The following is a 22,014-nucleotide window of genomic DNA, read 5'->3' as shown; positions in this document are numbered from 1 at the left end:
ACGGCAGGCCGAGCGCACCATCCTGGTCGACCAACTCGCGTCGCTGCGCGACACCACTGCGGCCCTAGAGGAACAACGTATTTCCGGGTTGGAGGCTCAGCAGCGCGAGCTGGAGCTCGCCGAGATTATCGCCGAGTCCGAGCGCACTGCTGAGGCCGCAGCAGCCCAGCTGCCCGACGACGCTCCGGTAACCCTTCAGAAGACCGCGCCCGCCACGATCCTTCCGCCAGCCCCCACCAGTGACGCACCAGCACCCGCTCCCAGCACGCCAGCGGTTAGCCGGCCCGCAGCGCCTGCGCCTGCGCCCACAAATCCCGCGCCAGCCCCAGCGCCAGCACCGGCGCCCCCCAGGCCTCCTGCACCGCGCCCACCGGCGCCGGCTCCGGCGCCTCCTGCACCAGCACCCTCCCCTGTTCCAGCGCCCTCTCCGGCACCCGCCCCGGCGCCGGCGCCTCCTGCCCCAATTCCTGCACCGCCCCCCTCAAATGGCGGATCGGTCTCAGCGGCCATCAGCTACGCCATGGCAAAGACCGGATCCCCAAACTTCTACCAGTGGGGTGGTGCGGGGCCGCGTGACTTCGACTGCTCGGGACTGGTGCAACAGGCGTTCGCGTCCGCTGGCATCTCGCTGCCTCGGGTGGCCACAGCACAGTACGCAGCGAGCTCCAAGCATGTACCACTCGCGCAGGCCCAGCCTGGCGATCTGGTGTTCTGGGGATCACCCGGGAACTTCTACCATGTCGGTATTTACATCGGCAACAACAAAGTGGTCAACGCGCTTAACGAGTCGCAGGGCATTCTGGTGACAGACCTGGCGCACATGGGTGGCATGCCCAACCTGTACCCGCTCGTCGCAAGGTTCTAATCGAATCGTTCCCGAGCGTGAGCACTGGGCGACGAGTTAGCCGGTGGGAGCGACCATCGGGCCGAAGTTCTTCCTGTCCAGCAACCGCGGATCATTGCTGTCTGGAACCACGAGCACAGGTCCCTTGGCATGATGGAGGACTCCCTGGCTGGTGGAGCCGAGCAGCATTCCGGCAAAGCCCCCGCGCCCGCGTGTTCCTACGACAAGCAACTCGGAAGTGCGCGAGCACTCGATGAGTACCTCGACCGGTGGACCATCGAGGAGATCAACCGAGATTTCCAGGCCAGGAAAATGGCTCTGCAGCCACGCCTTGCCCGCGTTCAGTGAGGTGCGGATATCGGCATGCAGCGCTTCTCGGTCAAGTGGTGCAGGAACCCACGCAAGGGAGCCGGTGAAGGGAGGTAGCGAGCAGACTACGCGCAGTGGCATTCCCCGCGACACAGCCTGCTCTGCCGCGGCGATGGAAGCCATCCGCGCCTGTTCCGAGCCGTCGACCCCGACAACCACAACCTGCTCCACCTGGTCAGCGGTAGGTCCGGGTTCGCCCTTCGTCGTAGGCGGCTCAACTCCCGCCTCGTTGAACCTGCGGGCGGCGCACAGGGGAATCACCACTGTAGGACATTTGGCATGTGCGGGTACCGCGCTACTCACCGATCCCAGAAGCCGTCCAACGAAACCACCTCGGCCTCGGGACCCGACAACAACCAGTTCAGCTTCCTCCGACAGTTCAAGGAGAACTCCCGCAGCGTCTCCCGCCTCGACGCGGGGAACAATCTCGACCGGAAGGCTTTGGACTCCCGCAACGGATTGGTCGAGCACGGCCTGCGCACCCTCTCGGATGACGGCGTCGTCAATGGTGGCGTACCCCGCGTCCATGCTTGAGGCGGCGAACACCGGAACCGTATAGGCAGTGACCACGCTGAGGCGGACACCTCTGCGCGCTGCCTCATGGGCCGCCCAGACCAAAGCACATTGGCCCTGATCGGAGCCGTCCACGCCGACCACAACACCGCTGCCGTAGAGACTCTCAACACCATTCTCAGACTGTGCCTTTTCCATGGCCTCGCCTCTCTGCGATCGCGTTTTCCGGCGCTCGGTCGGCGGTCGGAGAACCGCTACCAAACTATTTCAAAGCCTACTCTCCCGCATAGGACTATTCACCGGGGCCAAAGTTCTATAGGCTTCGAGAAATCGTTACTTGAATGAGCCACATGCAGCTCAGGTGTAACGGAATGCGCTTGGTTGACCCGTTCGCAGCCAAGTGTCCGCACGGCCCGGAAGAGGCGCCGGGCTGTGCGGAATTACTCTTCCCTTCGGAGGTCCACCCCGTGAGTTCGCCGTTGCCTGGACCCGCTGCCACGCGCTCAGACGTGCGCGGCAGCGCGGAACTCACCACTACGGTTGTCATCGGCTCGGGGCTTCCAGGATTGGCAGTCGCCAGCGAACTCAGTCGACGCGGTATCGAATCCATAGTGGTCGAATGCATGGACTCGGTAGACACGGGACAGCTGTCCCGAGCCGCCATGACCGACTCGGTGTCCCTGTCAGAGCGAAACGAACTGCTCCGGCTGCTGCGCGGCTATGCCAGTAGCCATTCCCTTGACATCCGGCACAGCACTGTCGCCGAGAATCTCTGCGTGGTGGGTCATTCCACCCTGTTGCCCGCCCCGGCCCTGGGATCCAAGAAATGGGCCGTCCAGACTGGCAGCGGCGTACTGCTGGCCGACCACGTAGTGCTGACGAAATACCCCCAGAACCAACTGCGACGGTTCCTGTTGTCCATCGGCCTTGCCGTCGGTAACGACCTCAGAGCGGCGGCCCGCGCGATCGGCCTCCACCTCGTCGGAGTGGGTGAACTACTCAGCCCCACCACACGGGAGATTGTCCGGCAGGCGAAGCTGGTAAGTACTGCGATTCTGCAACACCCACCCTCAACGGCTCCAGCGTCGCGGGCACTCGGCGTCTAGCTCAGCAGAAGTGAGCTGCTGGGGTCAGGAGTCGGCACCCTGTCGCAGTTTTTTGCGCGCCGTAACCGCGAGCACCAAGGCCAGAATGACCAGAACCACAACCATCACCACTACGCTCCATGGGAAGTCATTCTGCGATGTCTGCGCTGAATCCTCTATCTCTATCGGCATCTGCGTGCCCACTGTTGCTCCGGGCACCGGTCCTGTCCCGGCGGCAGACGCAGTGAACGCGAAGGTGCCTTCAATGGGGTGCGCGTCTGAGGACACCACTCGCCAGTTCACCGTGTACTCCCCCGCGGGCGCGCCCGCGCGGACTGGCTGACTGGCTACGCGGTCAACAATCGATACGTCGCCCTCCGCCCAGTTCTCCCCATTCGCGTCGAGTATTTCCACCTCCGAGCCAATACCCGATGGCACGTTGGAGAACGTCAGCTCCACGGCCTCGGGTAGTACCTCAACACTCGCGCCCGACGCTGGATTGCTGCTTGCCAGTTCGTCGTGGGCAGTTGCCGCTGGAGCGGAATCGAGGGCGGTCATCAGTGCCACCAGCAACATCGTTGCCAACAGCGCAGGAACCCTGATGAAGGAAGGGGCGGCGGTGGCGATTGAGGCGGTGGGGTAGGCGTTATTCATTACTCAACCCTACGTGCCGGGGCTGTCAGCTCGCTGGGAGAAGGAGTGCACCCCGCTGACAGCAGATAGACTCGATCCGCAGACCGCCCCACATCGTTCGAGGAATAACCATGCTCAAAAAGGGTTCCGTACTGGACCGCTATTTCGAAGTAACACACCGTGGCAGCACCTATGCGCGGGAAATCCGGGGTGGGGTTGCCACTTTCTTCGCCATGAGCTACATCGTGGTCCTCAACCCGCTAATCCTCGCTGGCGCCGATTCATCGGGTGCCGAGTTGGGCTTCGAACGCGTCGCGGCAGTCACCGCGCTGGTCGCGGGAATCCTCACCATCGTGATGGGCGCCTGGGCTAAGTACCCGTTTGCACTCGCCACCGGGTTGGGGGTCAACGCGTTCGTAGCTATCACTGTGGCCACGAACCCTGAACTGACCTGGCCCCAGGTCATGGGATTGGTGGTGCTGGCCGGCCTCACCATGCTCATTCTGGTCCTCACCGGGTTCCGGACGGCGGTATTCAATGCAGTCCCCGAGAGCCTCAAAACCGCAATCGTGGTGGGCATCGGCCTCTTCATCGCACTGATCGGCCTCGTCAACGCTGGGTTCGTGCGGCGGGTTCCCGACGTCGCTCAAACCACTGTTCCGGTTGGGCTCGGCTTCGAGGGCGCACTCTTGGGGTGGCCAACACTGGTGTTTGTTTTCGGACTGATCCTGACCATAGCGCTGGTAGTAAGGAAGGTGCGGGGCGGAATCCTGATCGGCGTTATTGCTTCAACGATCCTCGCCGTGGTCATTGAAGCGGTTGCCGATGTGGGTCCCAGCGTTGGGCCCGGTGGTGCCAACGCCCAAGGCTGGTCCCTGGTGGTCCCCGAGCCACCCACTGGTTCCTGGCTGGGGGTGCCCGACCTGTCGCTGATCGGCAACGTAAGTCTATTTGGGGCCTTCAGCACCATTGGGGCGACCGCGGCCCTGCTGCTGACGTTCACCATCTTGTTGAGCATCTTCTTCGACGCGATGGGCACAATGGTGGGCCTTGCCAACGAGGCGAAGCTTGTCGATCAGAAGGGCAATATCCCCGGCGTGAACCGGATCCTTGTGGTGGATGCGCTCGGCGCCGTCGCTGGTGGTGCCGGGTCAGTCTCCTCGAACCAGATTTACGTGGAGTCGGGTGCTGGCATCGGCGAGGGTGCGCGCACCGGAATCGCTAACATCGTCACCGGCGTCTTGTTCCTCCTGGCAATGTTCTTCACGCCGCTCATCTCACTGGTGCCGTTCGAAGCGGTAGCACCGGCGCTCGTCGTCGTCGGTTTCATGATGGTGGCGCAGGTGGGTCGGATTGACTGGCAGGACTGGGGAGTTGCCATTCCGGCGTTCCTGACGTTCATCCTGATGCCGTTCACCTACTCCATCGCCAACGGCCTGGGCGCCGGATTTATCGCCTACGTCCTGGTGCGCACCTTTCAGGGGCGGGCACGGGAGATTCATCCCCTGTTGTGGGCAGTTGCAGGCGCGTTCGTCATCTTCTTCGGGATCGGGCCAATCGAACTTGCGCTTGGCCTGCGCTAGAGACCGGTCTTCCCTGGCTGGCTGACCCGCTTCGCACAGCCGGTCAGCGAGCAGACCATCCGCCATCCATCACGTAGGACGAGCCGGTCACCATGCCGGCAATATCCGAGGCGAGCCAGCACACCAACGCTGCCACTTCCTCCGGTTCAACCATCCGTTTGATGGCACTCTCCGTCAACATGATGGTGGACAGCACATCCTCCTCGGTGATCCCGTGCAACCGTGCCTGATCGGCGATCTGATTCTCGACCAGCGGGGTCCGAACGTATCCCGGATTCACGCAATTGCTCGTTACTCCACGGGCGCCACCCTCCAGCGCCGTCACCTTGGACAGGCCCTCAAGCCCGTGTTTCGCCGACACATAAGCTGCCTTGAACGGGGACGCGCGCAGCCCATGAATTGAGGACAGATTAATGATCCGGCCAAAACCCCTCTCATACATTGCGGGCAGTGCGGCACGGATCAGCAGAAACGGCGCCTCCAACATCAGGGTGTGGATCCGCCGGAAATCGGCCGGGTCAAACTCGTGAATCGGTTGCACCGCCTGGATACCAGCGTTGTTGATCAGGATGTCGACGTCGAGGGTGAGCTCCTCCAGTTGGCCGGTACGCAGCAGGTCGACGGTCCAGGATTCGCCATCCACCTCCTGCGCCAATGCGATGGCGCCGTCCCCGTCCCGGTCGGCAACTGTCACATGCGCCCCCTGCGCCGCGAGAGCGCGCACCGTGGCAGCGCCGATCCCGCTGGCACCGCCGGTCACCAGAGCCCGGCGCCCAGCGAGTGGAGGAGCCGGTGTCGAAGCCATCAGGCGGAACCCTGTGGGACCGAGATACCGTGCCGCTGCGCGTCCTCGGCGTCGACGTCTCGTAGCGAGATACCCCTGGTTTCGCGGAGAGTGATGACGGCGATGGCAGTTACCACACAGGCGCCCAGGACGTAGAGGGCGACACCCACCCACGAACCGGTCTCCTGCAGGATGGCCGTGGCAATAATCGGCGCCATCGAGCCGGCGATGATCGAGGTCACCTGGTAGCCGAGGGATACACCTGAGTAGCGCATCCGGGTGGGGAACATCTCGGCCATGATGGCCGGCTGGCCGGCATACATCAGCGCGTGGAAGCAGAGTCCAATGGTGACAGCCAGGATGATGATCACCGGGTTCTGGGTGTCGAACATCGGGAAAGCGAAGAACGCCCAGGTTGCACCGAGGATTGCCCCAGCCAGGTACACCGGCTTGCGGCCGAAGCGGTCGGAGAGCCGACCGACCTGCGGAATCACCAGGAAGTGCACCACGTGAGCGATGAGGAGGGCAAGCAGAAGCTGACTGGTGTCATACTCGTGGACGGTTTTCAGGTAGACGATCGAGAAGCTAACGATGATGTAGTAGAGAATGTTCTCGGCAAACCGCAGGCCCATTGCGCCGAGGATTCCCCTGGGGTACTTCCTGACTACCTCCAGAACTCCGTAATTGATCGTTTTCTCCCGCTTCACCTGCTCACGCGCTTCGAGGAAGATCGGCGCCTCGCTGACGTGCGTCCGAATGTAGTAGCCAATCACCACGATGATTGCCGACAGCCAGAACGCAACCCTCCAGCCCCACGCCAGGAACTCGTCTTCGGGAAGGATGAACGACATGGTCAGCAGCACCACGGTGGCCAAAAGATTGCCAACCGGAACGGCTGCCTGCGGCCAGCTGGCCCAGAACCCTCGTGATCTGTTCGGGCTGTGCTCCGCAACCAGAAGGACTGCCCCACCCCACTCACCGCCGACGGCGAAGCCCTGGATGAAGCGCAGCACCACCAAAAGTGCCGGCGCCCAGTAACCGATTGAGTTGAATCCGGGCAGGCAGCCCATCAGGAACGTCGCGGCGCCGACCAAGATGATGGTCACCTGAAGGGTGTGCTTCCGGCCGAGCTTGTCACCAATCTGGCCGAAAAAGATCCCGCCGAGCGGCCGGGCAATGAACCCGACGGCGTAGGTCAGGAATGCGGCGATGATTCCATCCAGCGGAGTTGCCGCGTTGGGGAAGAACACCACCGCAAACACCAGGGTGGCGGCTGTGGCATAGAGAAAGAACTCGTACCACTCGACGACCGTTCCCACCATGGAGGCGGCAACAACCTTTTTGAGTCCTGAGGTTTCGGTCCGGTCCTGGCCGGATTGAGGGGAGCGTTGATTGACGCTCATGACGATCTCCTTCTGTGTCGGCAGTGACACCTGAATGAAACTGGGGGTGCTGTGACTGCTGTCACTTTATGGCAACCTCACTGAGTATCCCTGCAGATTGGCAGTGCTTCAATGACCACATCCGCACCGCAAACCTGCGAAACTGCAGAGATGAGCGAGCTGAATCCGGACGACCTGCTGATCCTGCTGGCCGTTTCGCATACCGGACGGTTCACGTCGGCGGCCGAAAGCCTCGACCTGAACCACACCACTGTGTCGCGCCGCATCACCGCGCTGGAGAAGAGCCTCGGTGGGCACGTTCTCGTCCGTGCCAGCGGAGGGTGGGAACTGACCCAGCTGGGCGGCAAGGCGGTGGCCGCCGCTGAGCGGGTCGCTGCCGCGCTGGCCATCCTGGCGGGCGACGACGACGACGGCAGCCCGGTAGCCGGCGTCGTCCGCATGAGCGCCACCGATGGGTTCAGCGCCTATATTGCCGCGCCCGCGTTCGCTACACTCCGGCGCCAGCATCCACGTCTGACTATCGAGATCGTTGCGGCAACCCGGCGCGCCTCGCAGACCCGCAGCGGCCTTGACCTTGAGGTGGTGGTCGGCGAACCTCAGGTGCACCGGGCCGAAGCCATGCGGCTGGGCGAATACATGCTTGGCCTCTACGCGTCGCGGGACTATCTCGCTGAGAACCCTGCACCGCTCACCGTTGACGAGGCTTCCGAGCATCCGCTGGTCTACTTCATCGACTCCATGCTGCAGGTCGACAGCCTCGACGCGCCCCGGCGGTTACTGCCCACCATGAAGGATTCCCTCAGCTCAACCAACGTCTTTGTCCATATCGAGGCCACCCGGGCGGGCGCCGGACTTGGGCTGCTGCCCTGCTTCATGGCCGACCGGCATGGAGACCTGGTCCGCTTGCTCCCTGGCGAGATCGCCGAGCGGCTAGGGTACTGGCTGGTGGCCAGACCGGATTCGCTGCGACAGCCAGCGGTAGCCGCAGTGGTCGCAGCGTTGCGGGACGCAACTGCCGCGTACGAGAACGAACTGCTGGGCAAGACCACCCACGCGGGGTGATCGACCGCCACGACCGACCGTGGTCACTGATCGTAAAGCACCTGGGCGCCGTTGCAGAACTTCCGCACCCGGGCGTCGCCCCACACCTGGGCGGGCACCCCGCCTCCGAGCAGAACTCGTGCCAGTCCGGGGTCCTGATCCAGTGGGACATCGCTGCCAGCGATAATCACATTGCCGTACCGCCGCCCCTTGAGCATGGCCGGGTCCGCTACGACAGCCGTGTGGCTGAACACCTTACCGATCGTCGCGGCTTCACGACGCGCGGTGGCCAGATCGGGTGAGTCACCGCAATTGAGAAGGTAGATGCCGCCATTGCCCAGCACCCTCTTGGCGTGCTGGGTGAATTCCATAGTGGTCAAGGGTCGGGGTGTCTTACTCCCGGCAAAGACATCGCGAATGATTAAGTCCCTGCTGCCAGCGGTCAGAGATTCGGTCACCTCGCGCGCCTCCCCCACCCTGATGCGCACCAGCGGTGCTCGCGGCAGGTCAAACCAATCACGCACCAACCCGGCGAGTCTGCCATCCAACTCCACCACTACCTGCCGGGCTTCTGGAACCAACGCAGCGAAATACCGTGCCAGTGAACAAGCTCCACCGCCCAGGTGAAGCGCCCGCAACGGCCCGCCGTCGCGGCGCTGGGATTCAACGAGTGCCGCAATCCATCGCATATACTCGAAGTCAAGACGCAGGGGGTCGCTGAGATCAATGTGGGAACTCGGCACCCCGTTGACCTTGAGAATCCACCCGTTGGGATTGAATGGGTCCGGCTCCACCTCGCACGTGCCCGTGTCGATGTCATAGGTCCCAGCGACCGGCCCCGAATCGCCCTTTTCGGGCTGCGCCTTCGAGCTGCCGGGCCGAGCTGGGCGTTGCCTGCCCATTACTGCAACGCCATCTGGATCTCCAGCAATTCAGGTCCCCCAGGTGGTGCGCCTGGCTCGGAGCGCCGGACGGTGAAGGTAGACATGGGTGTCATGCTAGTCGTCCAGCTGGCAAAGCATCACTGCCGGTGCATTCTGAACATGGGTCGGTGATGCCAGGTGGGCCCGCACAGCGTGTTGGTGCCGTCCGGTCCAAACCCATTGCGTTGGTAGAACCGCTCCGCCCGCGGATTGTCATTCAGAATCCACAGGTAGGCAGCCCGCTCCTCGATGGCGGTGTCCAGCAGCAATTGACCAAGCCCGGTGCCGTGAGTCACGGCAAGCGTGTAGATGTGGTGCAGCTCAAAGTCGGGACGGTCCTCATCCCGGCCCGGCCCCGACGTTGCAATTCCCACGGCGGCGCCTGCCTCGTCGAACGCCAACCAGCTGACTGCGCCAGCCTCCAGCGCCTCTCGCCGCTTCGTAACCAGCGAGTCAAGCTCGGCGTCGTAGTGCGCATGGAACTCCTGCGGCATGATCTGCGCGTAGGTTTCGTGGAGTCCTTGCAGATGGGTGCGCGAATAGGCCTCGGCGTCGTCGGGAGAGGCCCGCCGGATAGGGAATTTCACCGCCTCAGTCTATGGCGCGGCGGCAGAGACACCTAACAACACAGACCCAGCCAGGCCGTGGTGGGGGAGGTACATTGCAGGCAGGTCCGAGCGATTCGGTCACGAGTGGCCTTGGTACTCGTCCATCTCGTCGATGGCCTGCTCAAGACGCTCCATTTTGCCGGTGAGTTCGCCCCAGTAGCCGGGCCTGATGTCCGCCTTCAGCACCAGGGAGACCCGACTGCCGTACTTCCCGACGGCCTCAGTCGCTCGTTTGATCACATCCATCACCTCATCCCACTCACCCTCGATGGTGGTGAACATGGAATCCGTCTGATTCGGCAGGCCCGAGTTCCGGACGATCTTGACGGCCTCAGCCACTGCGTCGTGGACCGAGCCGTCATCTTCATCGGCCGTGGTGGCGCCGTTTCCGGCCGGGGCAACTGAGAAGGCTACAAGCATGACCCAAGTCTGGCATAGTGGCGCCCCAGTGGAAGGGGTGCCGGGGAAGTTTTCCACGACTGCCTAAATAACAGCTCCGCGCAGATAAAACCGCTGGATGTGCCTGCCGTCATGGCTACAGAGCCCGCCGTTTGGCAGGATAGGTCAATGACTCGCGGAATATACGTTAGCGCCATGACTGAAGGCTCAGGCAAGTCCCTCATCTCGTTGGGGCTGGCAGACATGCTGCACCGGCACTCCGACCGGGTGGGGTTCTTTAGGCCCATCGTCGAAGGGGATGATATCGAGTCCGATCCCATGGTCAACCTGATGCAGCGCTCATTTGACCTGCCACCGGCACGCGCACGCGGTGGTCTCACCCGCGCTGAGGCACGCGCTCTCCTGGTCAAAGGCCAGCGCGAGGAGATCGATACCCGCTGCGTGGCCATTTACAGCGAGATCGCACGGGACTGCGACGTCATCATCGTTGAGGGCACCGATCTGAGTGGTCACGATGCACCCGTCGAGTTCGATCTCAACGCCCGCCTGGCCAACAATCTGGGCGCCATGGTGCTGGCGGTGGTGAATGCCAAGGAGATGTCGGTGACCGAGGCGGCCGACGCCGTCGACGTCGCCCGGCGCGAACTGGACGCAGCGCAGGTCTCACTGCTGGCCATGATGGTCAACCGGGCAGCAGACGACGCCGTCGCCGAGATCAGCGCGCAGGTGCGGCCGGGGCGGTCCGGCAGGCCCGTCTACGTCATTCCCGAACTCGCGGAAATCTCCCGGCCCACCGTCGGCGAGGTGGCCCGGGCGCTTGGTGCGCGCCAGATTGCGGGCAGCCCCACCCTTGAGCGGGATGTTGCCTCAATTAAGGTAGCCGCCATGAACGTGGCCAACTTCCTGCACAAGCTGACTGACGGCGCCCTGGTGATCGTCCCCGGCGACCGGGCGGACGTCATGGTGGCAACCCTTGCGTCGTCGTTCTCAGCTGAGTTTCCGGTGCCGGCCGGGATGATTCTCACCGGTGGCCTGTCCCCCGATTCCACGATTCTCTCCCTCCTGGCGCAGGCACCCTTCCCCGTGTTCGCGATCGACGACGACACGTACACCGCTGCGCGACGGGTCAGCGAAGTGCGCGGCGAGATCGCCACCGGGCTGCGGCGAAAAGCTGCAGCGGCACTGGGTGCCTGGGCGCGCCAGGTAGACGAACGGGAACTCCTTGAGCGTTTGGAACTCCCGCGGGCGCTGACGATGACTCCCTTGCGGTTCCTGCACGACCTGATCGAGCGGGCACGGTCTCAGCGCCGGCACATAGTCCTCCCCGAAGGCGAAGATCCAAGGATTCTGCGGGCCGCCGAAATCCTGCATCGCAGGGACGTCTGCGACCTGACCATTCTTGGGCCGGAGGCCAAAATACGCGAACTCGCGGCTGGACAGGGTATTGATCTGACCGGGCTCACCCTGATTGATCCGGCGACCTCAGAGCTCCGCGAGGACTTCGCTGCCGAATACGTGCGCCTCCGTTCCCACAAGGGCGTATCAATCGAGAACGCCAGGGAACGTATGCTCGAAGGTGCATATTTCGGGACAATGATGGTACAACTCGGAAACGTGGACGGGATGGTGTCCGGTGCAGCGCACACCACTGCCAACACCATTCGCCCAGCGCTGGAGTTTGTGAAGACCAAGGAAGGCGTGAAGATTGTCTCATCGGTCTTCCTGATGTTGCTGAGCGACCGTGTGCTGGTCTACGGCGACTGTGCGGTCAACCCCGATCCCAATGACGAGCAGCTGGCCGATATCGCAGTTGCATCGGCTGAGACAGCGCAGCAGTTCGGCGTGAATCCCCGGGTGGCTATGCTTTCCTATTCAACCGGCGAATCGGGCTCAGGCGGTGCGGTCGACGAGGTGCGCCGGGCCACCGAACTGGTCCGGAAGCTGCGTCCGGATCTTCCAGTGGAGGGGCCCATCCAGTACGACGCGGCAGTCGACGCCTCGGTGGCCGAATCGAAGCTTCCCGGGTCCTCGGTCGCGGGTCAGGCGACCGTCTTCATTTTCCCCGACCTGAACACCGGGAACAACACCTATAAGGCGGTGCAGCAGTCGGCCGGCGCCGTAGCCGTTGGACCGGTATTGCAGGGTCTCCGGAAGCCGGTTAACGATCTATCCCGCGGCTGCACTGTCGAGGACATCGTCAATACTGTCGCCATCACCGCGGTCCAGGCCCAAGGCGAAGTCAGTCAGGAGGCATCATGATTATTCTTGTCATCAACTCGGGCTCATCATCGTTGAAGTATCAGGTACGCGACACCGGATCCGGCGAACGGTTGGCCGACGGCACCGTGGAGCGGATCGGCGATTCCACCCACGGCGGTCCCGCCGACCACCAGGAGGCTCTCAAGCGGGTGACAGCCGACGTTGAAGTGGTCCTGCGGGGTAAAACAATTGACGCCGTCGGCCACCGGGTGGTGCACGGCGGCGAAAGATTCAGCGAGCCGGTCCTGGTAGACAACGAGATCACCAGGGCCATTGAACGCCTCAGCCCGCTCGCCCCACTGCACAATCCCGCGAACGTCCAGGGGATCAGGGCAATCACCGCCAGATGGCCCCACATGCCGCAGGTGGCAGTGTTTGATACGGCCTTTCATCGCACCCTGCCGGAACACGCCTGGCGTTACGCCGTCCCGGACGAGCTGTACACCAAGTTCGGTATCCGCCGGTACGGCTTTCACGGCACTTCCATTGGGTTCGTTACCCACCACGCGGCGGCCCTCCTCGGGATGCCTGCGGCCGGGTTCACCGGGATCGTCGCGCACCTCGGCAACGGCGCCTCGATCACAGCAGTCCGGTCCGGTGAGAGCATCGACACGTCGATGGGGTTCACCCCGCTGGAGGGACTGGTCATGGGGACCAGGTCCGGCGACATCGACCCGTCCATCCTCCTGTTCCTGAGCAGGGAAGGCTATTCGGCTGCAGACCTGGACCATCTGCTCAATCGAGAAGCGGGGTTGAAGGGCCTGACCGGTCACAACGACATGCGCTCAGCGGTGGATTCGGCGGCGGCTGGTGACGAAAGGGCCGAGCTCGCGTTGCACATCGCGTCTTACCGCCTGGCCAAGTACATCGGCGGCTATCACGTTGCTGTCGGGGGAGCCCAGGCTTTGGTGTTCACTGCCGGGATCGGCGAAAACTCCTGGCAGTTCAGAGAGCGTGTGGTGAACCGGTTGGGAGCCCTCGACCTCCACCTCGACGATGCCGAGAATCGCAAGAAAAGCTCGGCGCCCCGCCAGATCAGCACCGAGGAGTCGGCGTTCCCCGTCCTGGTCGTTCCCACTGATGAGGAGGCAGCGATAGCTGAGGCGACAGCCGCCGTCGTCGCGCGCTGACCTGGCCGAGTTGTTTTCCCAGCTAGGGCATTCCCGCCAGGCGCGCCAGCGCCGCTGCCGCCGCGCCGATGACAACCACCACCAGGAACGGCGCCCGCAGGAGTAACGCCACGGCAGCGGCGGCCAGGGCAACAATCCTGGCATCGAGGACAAGCTGTTGCCCCGAAGCAAACGTATTGACCGCCGTGAGCGAGGCGAGCAGCCCAATGGTCAGGGTTCCTGCGACTCGGCTCATCCGAGGGTTGTCCATCCACCTCGCCGGGACGAGATACCCTGCGAGTTTGGTGAGGAACGCGAGCGCGCAGGCCAGCAGTATCCAGAACCACAGATTCATCGGTCACTTTCCTCTTCGACATAGGGGTCGACGTCGGGCTCCAGGCCCTGATCCATGCGTCCGTGGCCGAACCAACCAACTGCACCCGCCACTGCCGCCGCGATGAGGATGGGCAACCCCGGCGCGACGAACGGCACGGCCACCACAGTCACCAATGCGCAGATCACCGCGATCGCGGCTGGCTCCTTCGCCCTCAGCCGGGGCCAGAGCAGACCAAGGAAGGCTGCGACTGCCGCGCCGTCCAGGCCCCACTGTGCCGGGTCGCCCAGTGCACCTCCCACCAGCGCGCCGACCACTGTGAACACGTTCCAGAGCACAAACACGCCGATTCCTGCGGTCCAGAACCCCCGACGCCGCTCAATGGGCTCGGTTTGGCCGCTGGCTGTCGCTGCAGACTCGTCGATGGTCACCTGCGCTGCAACGAGCTTTCGCCATCCCGTGGGCCGCACCAGCGCGCTCATCTGCATGCCATACACAGCGTTTCGAATTCCCAGCAGGGAGGCGGCAGTCATGGCTGCCGCCCCCGTGCCGCCACCACCCACCACACCGATGAACGCGAACTGGGAGCCACCGCTGAAGAGCAGCAGGCTCAAAGCAATGGTCTGCCAGATATCAAAGCCAGAGCTAACCGACAGTGCACCAAAGGAGATCCCGTACAGACCCGTGGCGACTGCTATGGAAAGTCCAACCCGGACGGCCGGTGACTGCAGGTAGTTCACCAAGTTAGCGTAGAGCGCTGGCAGGAATCCGCCTACTCCGCTTCCCTTCCCGATCGGTCAACGGGCATAATGAGGCTAGTCAGCTTACTTACCATCGATTGGATCGTAAATCATGAAGGCAGTGACATGGCAGGGCCGGCGCACCGTCAGCGTTGAACAGGTTCCGGATCCCGTAATCCAGGAACCTACTGACGCGATCGTGCGCATCACCTCGTCGGCAATCTGTGGGTCCGACCTGCATCTGTACGAAGTACTCACCCCCTACATGCACAAGAATGACGTGCTGGGCCACGAACCAATGGGAATCGTTCAGGAGGTTGGTAGTGCAGTGACCAACCTCAAGCCCGGCGATCGGGTAGTCATTCCCTTCAACATCTCCTGTGGCCACTGCTGGATGTGCACACGAGGACTTCAGTCGCAGTGCGAAACTACCCAGGTCAGGGAACAGGGCTCGGGCGCCAGTCTGCTCGGATTCTCGGAACTCTACGGTTCAGTGCCGGGTGGCCAGGCGGAGTTCCTCCGGGTGCCGCACGCCGACTACGGGCCGGTCAAGGTGGGCCACGAGCTCCCCGATGAGCGGTACTTATACCTCTCCGATATCCTCCCCACCGCATGGCAGGGCGTGAAGTACGCTGACGTGCCAGCCGGTGGAACGCTCACCGTGTTCGGTCTGGGACCCGTAGGCCAGTTCGCAGCGCGGATCGGACGTCACCTCGGCCAGCGGGTCATCGCCGTCGAGCCGGTGGCAGAGCGACGTGCCATGGCAGAGCGCCACGGTATCGAGACCCTCGATTTCACCAAGGATATTGGCGACGAGCTGCGGGAGATGACCGACGGGCGCGGTCCTGACGCGGTGGTCGACGCAGTCGGGATGGAATCCCACGACTCCCCGCTGGGTGCGTTTGCGCAGAACGCCGTCAACCTACTTCCCGAAGCCATCGCAAAAAAAGCAATGGAAACCGCGGGAGTGGATCGTCTCACAGTGCTGCACGCTGCAATTGATTCGGTCCGCAGGGGCGGAACCATCTCCCTCAGCGGCGTCTACGGCGGGACAGCAAGCCCGATGCCCCTGATGAACATGTTCGACAAGCAGATCCAGACCCGAATGGGGCAGTGCAACGTGCGTCACTGGACCGACGAACTACTGCCAATCGTCGAGGACCCATCCGATCCGCTCGGCGTCATGGACCTGATGACACACTCGATCGGCTTGGACGAAGCGCCGGCTGCCTACGAGAAGTTCCAGAAGAAGCAGGACGGCTGCATCAAGGTCATCATCCGGCCATAGTGCGTCCCCGGGCCGTCCCCAGCAGGCGCCCCACGCAGAAAAGTGTCGGGCCCGCAGAGCCTCCGTTGGGCAACGGCTAACCTGCGGGCCCGGCACTTTTTTGTGACGCTTGGACTAGCGGCGAGCGCTAGAGTGACCCGCTGTCCACTCCATGAATCGCATCCGCCGCCCGGACCAGTCCCAGATGGGAAAACGCCTGGGGATAGTTGCCAGCCATTCGCCCACTATCGGCGTCGTATTCCTCGGCCAGCAGCCCAAGGCCGTTGGCGTAACCCACCAGCTGATCCATCAGCTGCTTCGCATCGTTGATCCTGCCGGAGTGGGCATACTGTTCCACCAGCCAGAAGGAGCAGGCCAGGAAGGGGTGTTCCCCCGGCTCCAACCCATCCATGCCTGCCTCGGTCCGGTAGCGCAGCAGTAGGCCTTGTTCGTTGGCAAGGTCCTCTTCCAGCCGGGCGACAGTACCAAGCATGCGGGGATCGTCGTAGTCAAGGAAACCCACCTGCGGCAGTTGCAGCAGGGAAGCATCGACCTCGGGACTGCCGTAGGTCTGAGTGAACGAGTTGATGCTGGGGTCGAACCCCTTCTCCATGATGTTCTCGCGAAGCCGGTCACGGAGCTCCTCCCAGCGTTCGGCATGGCCGTCCAGTCCGTGCTCGCGCACCGCCCGTACTCCACGGTCAAATGCCGCCCACATCATGACCCGGGAGTGGGTGAAGTACTTCAGGTCCCCACGCATCTCCCAGATGCCGTGATCTGGGTCGTCAAAGTGGTTCTCGGCAAAGCTCAGCAGCGCGCGCTGCAGCGGCCAGGAGAAACTGTCTTCCAGCACTCCCCTGTTGCGGAGTTTCTCCAACACCACCATTACCTCGCCAACCACGTCCGCCTGGTACTGGTCCACTGCGCCATTGCCAACTCGCACAGGTGTTGATGCCTCGTACCCGGGTAGGTGTTCGAGAATCTTCTCGGGCAACTCCCGTTCCCCGCCAACCCCATACATGATCTGCAAATCCTCAGGATCACCGGCAACTGCCCTAAGCAACCAGTTGCGCCATTCGAGCGCCTCTTCCTGGTACCCGTGGGTCATCATGGCTTCGAGGGTGAGCGCTGCATCCCGCAACCAGCAGAACCGGTAGTCCCAGTTGCGTGCGCCGCCGAAGTGCTCCGGAAGTGAAGTGGTGGGCGCCGCAACGATCCCGCCGGTGTCCTCGTGGGTCAGCGCGCGAAGGACCAGTAGGGAGCGCTTAACAATTGGGTCATACTCGCCCTGTTTCTCGAAGCTTGCCGCCCAGCCGGACCAGTAGTCAATGGTTTCCTTCAGCGCCGTGTCGACATTCACAGGCGTCGGCAGGGGCCGGTAGGAGGGATACCAGATGAGCTCGAGGTCAACTGTCTCACCGGTGCCGACAGTGAACTCCCCTTCGTGACTGCGGTGGGATGCATGCGGCAGGTGATCGCCTCGTAGCGCGAGAGCGTCGGGACCAGCAATCGCTGAGATCGCCTGACCGCTCTCATCGGTCTGCCGGCTGACCCACGGAAGGATCGTCCCGTAGCCGAACCGGACCACCAGTTCCTGGCGCATCGGCACATTGCCGCTCAGCCCTTCGATCCGCCGCACCAGGGATGCCTGCCGGTCGCCGACAGGCATGAAGTCAGTTACGCGAACGTCTCCGGCGTCGGTGTGCCACCGGGAAACCATTACGAACGTCGAATCGACATAGTGCCACTCCACCACTTCGGCCGAGCCCGCGCCCGGCGCCGGTGCGACCAACCATCGACCGTGGTCTTCCTCACCCAGGAGCGCAGTGAACAGTGAGTCGGAGTCGAACCGGGGAAAGCAGAGCCAGTCCACGCTCCCTGTCCTGGAGATCAACGCACCGGTGTGCATGTCAGAAACGAGTGCGTAGTCTTCGATCGGAGAGTGCATGCCTTAACTCAATCACATTCGCTTCCTCGGGGTGGAAGCTGGGCCGGTCAGCTGGGCGCGCACAGCCGCGGGGCGGTTGGTGGTAATTTCCTGCACGCCTAACTCGCGCATGAGTTCGACGTCGTCCGGATCGTCGACGGTCCACACACGGATCCGGATTCCTTCGGCAATCCACCGACGCACCCGGGCTGGGTGGGCGGTCACGTAGTCGACCCCCGGGCCCGCGATGCCCGCGGCATGGGAATCGATGTTCTGCTCACCGTCGTTCAAAGCGCGGCGCAGCAGTCTAATGACCGCTGCTGCGGTCAGCGCCCCCAGATGGAGCTCGGCACGCAATTCAGCAGGCCGGACATCGGAAACCAGCTGGCACACGGTGTGGGACGGCACCTTCTCCAACAGATGCTTCACCGAGTCGGGGTTGAAGCTCATGAAGCTGATGCTGACGTTGGCGAGGGTGGAGCTCTCAGGGTCCCACCCCCGTTTCATCAGGAATACGACTACCTTTTCCTCGAGTTTGAGACCAAAGGGGCTGGGGTGCTTGAGTTCGATCGCGAGGGAGACTTCACGGCCAGCGGCCAGAAGTAGCTCCAGTAGGTCCGCGAGGGAGAGAAACTGGTCAGCGATTCCACCAAATTCCGGCGGGATGGTTGAGCCCTTCCAGGACGCGAAATCGAGGTCCCGTAGTTCCCGCAGCGTGTGGTCCGCAACATCGCCGGTGCCATTGGAGGTTCTATCCAGGGTGGAATCATGGATACAGACCAGCTGCTCGTCACGAGTCATGTGCACGTCGCATTCGACGCCGTCGGCCCCCTCAACGAGTGCCTGCAGGTACGCCGCGCGGGTGTGCTCGGCAAACTGGTAGCTGGCACCGCGGTGGGCGAAAATCGTGTGCAACATATCCATCCCGTCAGCAACCAGCATCTATCCCGATACGCTACGCGATATCGGCCAGCCCAGCGTGACTTACACTGCCAATCGCTGCTTTACTGACTCAGACGGATGCGCACACTGGTGCACCGCAACCCCCGGAGGATCCTTGAGCTCTCACTTAGCCGGTACTGACGCAGAACGGGCCGCCGGCCTGCGACGGATGAAGGTGGTAGCCACCGGGCTGCTTGGCGCGATGGCGGTAATCTTTGTTGTCGCGTTCGCCTTGCAGGACCAGTACCCGTGGCTCCAGTACGTGCGGGCCGCCGCTGAGGGCGGCATGGTGGGTGCTTTGGCTGACTGGTTTGCCGTCACCGCCCTGTTCAAACACCCGATGGGAGTCAAGATCCCCCACACCGCGATCATCCCGCGGAAGAAGGACCAGATTGGGGCGTCCCTCGGGCAGTTCGTCGAGGAGAACTTCCTCTCCGAGTCCGTGGTGCAGCAGAAGCTGTCCTCGGTGGGGATTGCACAGAAGGCCGGCGCGTGGCTTGCCACCCCCGAAGGATCAGACCGGGTAGCAACTGAGGGCGCAGCCCTCATCCGGGGCGCCTTCAGAGTCCTGGACGACGACGCAGTCCAGTCGGTCATCGAGTCAATGGTGCGTAAGCACCTGCTCACCCCACCCTGGGGGCCGCCTGTGGGAAAGATTGCCGAGAGGATCTTCAACGACGGCCATCACCACCAGTTGGTGGATCTGCTCGTGGATCGCGCAGCCGATTGGGTGGACAGCAACCACGACCTCGTCTCAGGACTCGTGTCCCAGCGCTCCCCCACCTGGGTACCCCAGTTCGTCGATGGCCTGGTGGGCGACAGGGTGTACGTGGAACTGACCAAGTTCATGAAGGCCGTCCAGACCAATCCCGACCATGATGTGCGAATCGCCCTCGACAAGTACCTGAAAGATCTGGCTCAGGACTTGCAGCACGATCCAGCGGTGATAGCGAAGGCCGAGGAAATCAAAGCCCAGGTACTCGGTGATCCTCAGGTGCGCGATCTGGCTGCCCGCACCTGGATCACCATCAAGAAGGCCCTGCTGGAAGCTGTCGATGACCCTGATAGTGAACTCACCAGTAACTTCAAGGCAGCCGTCCGGGACTTCGGCCGCCGCCTGTCGACTGACGAGGAGCTGGCAAAGAAGGTCAACCGGTGGATCGCTGACGCGGCCGGATACCTGGTACGCACCTACCGCAGCGACATCGCTGCGATTATCACCGAGACTGTCGGTCGTTGGGATGCAGTGGAGACCTCACAAAAGATTGAACTGCAGATTGGAAAAGACCTGCAGTTCATCAGGATCAACGGAACGGTTGTTGGTTCCCTTGCCGGACTTGTGATCTTTACCGTTGCCCACGCAGTTTTCGGCTAACAATCAGCGATCGAGATCCTTGAGCAGCTCACCTGGCACAACGCTCGGCGACGGGCCGAAGGCCTGAGCGGTGGCGGAGACCACCGCCCGCCCCATCATGTGGTTACCGGCTCCGCCGACGACGGCGCCGATACCGAAGGGAAGTGCCCTGCCCAACAGCGCGCTGCCCTGCTTGGCCAGCATCTTGCGCACAAAGCGCCGTCTGATGCTATGACCAATGGTGCGCGCAATCGGCGACGACACGCTTCCTCCCAGCACTGTGCCCCAGTGCTCGGGTGCACCGCCGCCTGAGCCGCGCAGCACCGACTGAATCAGTGCGAGGCCTTCCTCTCCCATGAGAATGGCCATCACCAGGGTTCGCGCCCGCTCCGGGTCGCCGGTCTGAACGCCGTGGAGTTCAGCGATGGACTGGGCGTAGAGGGCTGTTGCCTCAAGAAAGCCGATAGTTGCCGCTGCTGAAAGGCCGAGTGAGGCGACCGTCCCGATGGCAGGGACGACGGCGGTCGCTCCTACTGCTGCACCCGTGACGGTAATCACCGCCAGGTAATGGCGCTCCAGGTCAGAACTGATCTCGGCGGCGGTGGCCCCGGGATTCTTTGCATACATCCGGCGAAGATTCGCGAGGACCAGCGGCCGCTGCACCTCGATGGCGCGTTCAATGGTCCGCTGGATGCCCGGTTTGGGTTTTCCCTCCTTGTCGAAGAGAGCCCCGTTGGCCATCCGGGACGCCGGATTGAGGTTAGGCAGTTTCATAGCTGATTTCCTTCGGATGGGAACCATTCCCGCGGTGTGCAGAGTGGGGATCAATACTACAAAAAACGCCGTCGGGTTTCCCCGACGGCGTTTCGTTGTGCAGCGTCTGAATTAGGCGCGTGACTTGCGACCGGTGATGGCGCCGTAAACAACCAGCACGATCAGCGCGCCGCCGATGGCGAGCAGCCAAGACGACAGTGAGAAGAATTCATTCATGTCTGCGTCGAACAACAGGCCGCCGATCCAGCCGCCGAGCAGTGCGCCAACAACGCCGAGGATGAGAGTGATGACCCATCCACCGGCCTGCTTGCCGGGGAGAATGAGCTTGGCAATTGCGCCAGCGATAAGGCCTAGAAGAAGGAATGCGAAGAAACCCATGGAATACTCCTTGTAATCGGGTCTTGTCTACGAGTGATACGTATAACAAAAGTGCTGTGATGCAGGATGTCCCCACACAAGCTTCCAGCCATCCTACTTCATCAGCGTGCTTAGTTTTCAAACGCGATCTGTACAGACATCATTAAACCCCCCACCAGGGTTATTCAATAGACCGCACGGGTATTGATTTGATAACGCTTGACGCCTCGACCACACCGGCACGACTCGGACTAATGACCCAGTTAGGCGAGATAAACCGGAATAAAAGTATGCTGACCAGTACCAACAGATGAATATCTGACTGTTCACCTGTTTCACCCCCGCTGGCCTGCTTGCCGCGGCCTGCTATACATCGAAGGAGCAGTAAACAATATGAGAATCGGCTCATCAATCGTACTTATTGCACTGGGTGCAATTCTCGCTTTCGCCGTTGCTGACGTAGTTGACTTCATTGACCTCACCCTGGTGGGCTACATCCTTATGGGGGTCGGCGTACTCGGACTTGTCATTTCCCTGGTTATGAATGCCCCGCGGAGCCAGCGCCGAGTGTCTGAATCACGATCCATCCAGGATCCAAACACCGGTGAGACTGTCACCCGCAACGAGACCCGCGACGGCGGCATCTAGCACCACTTGCACCACCTCAGGCGCCACCACCCACATCGGGTTGGTGGCGTTTGGTATGCCCGGAAATGATTGACAAGCAAACATAAACACAGATATAGTCACTCAATCAGACATTTAC

At 62.5% G+C, this 22,014-nt stretch carries 22 protein-coding genes; 9 read left to right on the top strand and 13 right to left on the bottom strand.

Annotation, left to right across the window (positions count from 1 at the left end; genetic code table 11):
* On the top strand, positions 1–865 hold an 865-nt coding region (locus Y703_RS21385; RefSeq protein ID WP_162148865.1), incomplete at its 5' end, for a C40 family peptidase.
* 36 nt (positions 866–901) lie between these two features.
* Here the strand turns inward: Y703_RS21385 and Y703_RS0105065 are convergent.
* The gene (locus Y703_RS0105065; protein WP_026551841.1) at positions 902–1,924 is read right to left on the bottom strand and encodes a universal stress protein; all 1,023 of its coding nucleotides are present in this window, start codon (positions 1,922–1,924) and stop codon (positions 902–904) included.
* A gap of 269 nt (positions 1,925–2,193) precedes the next feature.
* On the opposite strand from Y703_RS0105065, the gene Y703_RS0105060 reads away from it, so the two are divergent.
* Complete coding sequence (locus tag Y703_RS0105060) at positions 2,194–2,832, top strand: FAD-dependent monooxygenase (RefSeq protein WP_051427324.1); 639 nt, start codon at positions 2,194–2,196, stop codon at positions 2,830–2,832.
* A 24-nt stretch (positions 2,833–2,856) separates the two neighbouring features.
* On the opposite strand, the gene Y703_RS0105055 is transcribed toward Y703_RS0105060, so the two are convergent.
* The gene (locus tag Y703_RS0105055; protein ID WP_253907943.1) at positions 2,857–3,465 is read right to left on the bottom strand and encodes a copper resistance CopC family protein; all 609 of its coding nucleotides are present in this window, start codon (positions 3,463–3,465) and stop codon (positions 2,857–2,859) included.
* A gap of 110 nt (positions 3,466–3,575) precedes the next feature.
* Here Y703_RS0105055 and Y703_RS0105050 point away from each other — a divergent pair, with 110 nt between their 5' ends.
* Positions 3,576–5,027 carry an NCS2 family permease gene (locus Y703_RS0105050; protein ID WP_026551838.1) on the top strand — a complete coding sequence of 484 codons (1,452 nt, stop codon included), beginning with the start codon at positions 3,576–3,578 and terminating at the stop codon, positions 5,025–5,027.
* A 43-nt stretch (positions 5,028–5,070) separates the two neighbouring features.
* Here the strand turns inward: Y703_RS0105050 and Y703_RS0105045 are convergent, their stop codons facing one another.
* Positions 5,071–5,832: a 3-hydroxybutyrate dehydrogenase gene (locus Y703_RS0105045; protein ID WP_026551837.1), complete on the bottom strand. Its 762-nt coding sequence runs from the start codon at positions 5,830–5,832 to the stop codon at positions 5,071–5,073.
* A complete protein-coding gene (locus tag Y703_RS0105040) occupies positions 5,832–7,214 on the bottom strand; it encodes an MFS transporter (protein ID WP_035763922.1) in 1,383 nt (460 codons plus the stop codon). Before Y703_RS0105040 ends, Y703_RS0105045 begins: the two co-directional genes overlap by 1 nt.
* Before the next feature lie 150 nt (positions 7,215–7,364).
* Here Y703_RS0105040 and Y703_RS0105035 point away from each other — a divergent pair, with 150 nt between their 5' ends.
* On the top strand, positions 7,365–8,276 hold the full coding sequence (locus Y703_RS0105035) for a LysR family transcriptional regulator (protein ID WP_026551835.1): 912 nt from the start codon (positions 7,365–7,367) through the stop codon (positions 8,274–8,276).
* A 23-nt stretch (positions 8,277–8,299) separates the two neighbouring features.
* Here Y703_RS0105035 and Y703_RS0105030 read toward each other — a convergent pair whose 3' ends face one another.
* The 3 genes from Y703_RS0105030 to Y703_RS0105020 all read right to left on the bottom strand — a co-directional run bounded on the left by Y703_RS0105030 (position 8,300) and on the right by Y703_RS0105020 (position 10,206).
* Entirely contained in the window at positions 8,300–9,157 is an 858-nt protein-coding gene (locus tag Y703_RS0105030) for a spermidine synthase (protein WP_026551834.1), read from the bottom strand.
* 119 nt (positions 9,158–9,276) lie between these two features.
* On the bottom strand, positions 9,277–9,765 hold the full coding sequence (locus tag Y703_RS0105025) for a GNAT family N-acetyltransferase (RefSeq protein WP_026551833.1): 489 nt from the start codon (positions 9,763–9,765) through the stop codon (positions 9,277–9,279).
* 99 nt (positions 9,766–9,864) lie between these two features.
* Positions 9,865–10,206 (bottom strand): thiamine-binding protein, encoded by a 342-nt coding sequence (locus Y703_RS0105020; protein WP_026551832.1) that lies wholly within the window; start codon positions 10,204–10,206, stop codon positions 9,865–9,867.
* A gap of 147 nt (positions 10,207–10,353) precedes the next feature.
* On the opposite strand from Y703_RS0105020, the gene pta reads away from it, so the two are divergent.
* Both pta and Y703_RS0105010 read left to right on the top strand, forming a co-directional pair.
* On the top strand, positions 10,354–12,444 hold the full coding sequence (pta, locus tag Y703_RS0105015) for a phosphate acetyltransferase (RefSeq protein WP_026551831.1): 2,091 nt from the start codon (positions 10,354–10,356) through the stop codon (positions 12,442–12,444).
* Complete coding sequence (locus tag Y703_RS0105010) at positions 12,441–13,574, top strand: acetate kinase (protein WP_026551830.1); 1,134 nt, start codon at positions 12,441–12,443, stop codon at positions 13,572–13,574. The genes pta and Y703_RS0105010 overlap by 4 nt, the downstream gene beginning before the upstream one ends.
* A gap of 22 nt (positions 13,575–13,596) precedes the next feature.
* Here the strand turns inward: Y703_RS0105010 and Y703_RS0105005 are convergent, their stop codons facing one another.
* Positions 13,597–13,908, bottom strand: coding sequence for an AzlD domain-containing protein (locus Y703_RS0105005; RefSeq protein ID WP_026551829.1), 312 nt, complete (start codon positions 13,906–13,908; stop codon positions 13,597–13,599).
* The gene (locus Y703_RS0105000; protein ID WP_155849409.1) at positions 13,905–14,627 is read right to left on the bottom strand and encodes an AzlC family ABC transporter permease; all 723 of its coding nucleotides are present in this window, start codon (positions 14,625–14,627) and stop codon (positions 13,905–13,907) included. The genes Y703_RS0105005 and Y703_RS0105000 overlap by 4 nt, the downstream gene beginning before the upstream one ends.
* A 112-nt stretch (positions 14,628–14,739) precedes the next feature.
* Here Y703_RS0105000 and Y703_RS0104995 point away from each other — a divergent pair, with 112 nt between their 5' ends.
* Entirely contained in the window at positions 14,740–15,915 is a 1,176-nt protein-coding gene (locus Y703_RS0104995; protein ID WP_026551827.1) for a zinc-dependent alcohol dehydrogenase, read from the top strand.
* A gap of 127 nt (positions 15,916–16,042) precedes the next feature.
* Here the strand turns inward: Y703_RS0104995 and Y703_RS0104990 are convergent, their stop codons facing one another.
* Both Y703_RS0104990 and Y703_RS0104985 read right to left on the bottom strand, forming a co-directional pair.
* Positions 16,043–17,842, bottom strand: coding sequence for a glycoside hydrolase family 15 protein (locus Y703_RS0104990; protein WP_026551826.1), 1,800 nt, complete (start codon positions 17,840–17,842; stop codon positions 16,043–16,045).
* Positions 17,843–17,854: 12 nt separating this feature from the next.
* Positions 17,855–18,763 carry a glycerophosphodiester phosphodiesterase gene (locus Y703_RS0104985; protein WP_026551825.1) on the bottom strand — a complete coding sequence of 303 codons (909 nt, stop codon included), beginning with the start codon at positions 18,761–18,763 and terminating at the stop codon, positions 17,855–17,857.
* Between the two features lie 169 nt (positions 18,764–18,932).
* Between Y703_RS0104985 and Y703_RS0104980 the strand changes: the two genes are divergently transcribed.
* Positions 18,933–20,138, top strand: coding sequence for a DUF445 domain-containing protein (locus tag Y703_RS0104980; RefSeq protein WP_253907944.1), 1,206 nt, complete (start codon positions 18,933–18,935; stop codon positions 20,136–20,138).
* 3 nt (positions 20,139–20,141) lie between these two features.
* On the opposite strand, the gene Y703_RS18060 is transcribed toward Y703_RS0104980, so the two are convergent.
* Together Y703_RS18060 and Y703_RS0104970 are read right to left on the bottom strand one after the other, a co-directional pair.
* Positions 20,142–20,891 (bottom strand): hypothetical protein, encoded by a 750-nt coding sequence (locus Y703_RS18060; protein ID WP_035763920.1) that lies wholly within the window; start codon positions 20,889–20,891, stop codon positions 20,142–20,144.
* A gap of 111 nt (positions 20,892–21,002) precedes the next feature.
* Positions 21,003–21,269 carry a GlsB/YeaQ/YmgE family stress response membrane protein gene (locus tag Y703_RS0104970; protein WP_026551823.1) on the bottom strand — a complete coding sequence of 89 codons (267 nt, stop codon included), beginning with the start codon at positions 21,267–21,269 and terminating at the stop codon, positions 21,003–21,005.
* A gap of 372 nt (positions 21,270–21,641) precedes the next feature.
* Here Y703_RS0104970 and Y703_RS0104965 point away from each other — a divergent pair, with 372 nt between their 5' ends.
* Positions 21,642–21,896, top strand: coding sequence for a DUF6458 family protein (locus Y703_RS0104965; RefSeq protein ID WP_026551822.1), 255 nt, complete (start codon positions 21,642–21,644; stop codon positions 21,894–21,896).
* The last annotated feature ends 118 nt before the right edge of the window (positions 21,897–22,014 follow it).

It is taken from the genome of Arthrobacter sp. H20 (assembly GCF_000520515.1).
Taxonomy (GTDB): domain Bacteria; phylum Actinomycetota; class Actinomycetes; order Actinomycetales; family Micrococcaceae; genus Arthrobacter_D.
The sequence above is the reverse complement of the archived record's forward strand: the minus strand, read 5'-3'. Positions and strand labels throughout refer to the sequence as shown.

Coding starts and splice junctions, on each gene's coding strand:
- Y703_RS0105065 (WP_026551841.1), bottom strand. CDS start 1,924: ATGGAAAAGGCACAGTCTGAGAATGGTGTTGAGAGTCTCTACGGCAGC.
- Y703_RS0105055 (WP_253907943.1), bottom strand. CDS start 3,465: ATGAATAACGCCTACCCCACCGCCTCAATCGCCACCGCCGCCCCTTCC.
- Y703_RS0105050 (WP_026551838.1), top strand. CDS start 3,576: ATGCTCAAAAAGGGTTCCGTACTGGACCGCTATTTCGAAGTAACACAC.
- Y703_RS0105045 (WP_026551837.1), bottom strand. CDS start 5,832: ATGGCTTCGACACCGGCTCCTCCACTCGCTGGGCGCCGGGCTCTGGTG.
- Y703_RS0105040 (WP_035763922.1), bottom strand. CDS start 7,214: ATGAGCGTCAATCAACGCTCCCCTCAATCCGGCCAGGACCGGACCGAA.
- Y703_RS0105035 (WP_026551835.1), top strand. CDS start 7,365: ATGAGCGAGCTGAATCCGGACGACCTGCTGATCCTGCTGGCCGTTTCG.
- Y703_RS0105030 (WP_026551834.1), bottom strand. CDS start 9,157: ATGGGCAGGCAACGCCCAGCTCGGCCCGGCAGCTCGAAGGCGCAGCCC.
- Y703_RS0105020 (WP_026551832.1), bottom strand. CDS start 10,206: ATGCTTGTAGCCTTCTCAGTTGCCCCGGCCGGAAACGGCGCCACCACG.
- pta (WP_026551831.1), top strand. CDS start 10,354: ATGACTCGCGGAATATACGTTAGCGCCATGACTGAAGGCTCAGGCAAG.
- Y703_RS0105010 (WP_026551830.1), top strand. CDS start 12,441: ATGATTATTCTTGTCATCAACTCGGGCTCATCATCGTTGAAGTATCAG.
- Y703_RS0105005 (WP_026551829.1), bottom strand. CDS start 13,908: ATGAATCTGTGGTTCTGGATACTGCTGGCCTGCGCGCTCGCGTTCCTC.
- Y703_RS0104995 (WP_026551827.1), top strand. CDS start 14,740: ATGAAGGCAGTGACATGGCAGGGCCGGCGCACCGTCAGCGTTGAACAG.
- Y703_RS0104990 (WP_026551826.1), bottom strand. CDS start 17,842: ATGCACTCTCCGATCGAAGACTACGCACTCGTTTCTGACATGCACACC.
- Y703_RS0104985 (WP_026551825.1), bottom strand. CDS start 18,763: ATGCTGGTTGCTGACGGGATGGATATGTTGCACACGATTTTCGCCCAC.
- Y703_RS0104980 (WP_253907944.1), top strand. CDS start 18,933: ATGAAGGTGGTAGCCACCGGGCTGCTTGGCGCGATGGCGGTAATCTTT.
- Y703_RS18060 (WP_035763920.1), bottom strand. CDS start 20,891: ATGAAACTGCCTAACCTCAATCCGGCGTCCCGGATGGCCAACGGGGCT.
- Y703_RS0104970 (WP_026551823.1), bottom strand. CDS start 21,269: ATGGGTTTCTTCGCATTCCTTCTTCTAGGCCTTATCGCTGGCGCAATT.
- Y703_RS0104965 (WP_026551822.1), top strand. CDS start 21,642: ATGAGAATCGGCTCATCAATCGTACTTATTGCACTGGGTGCAATTCTC.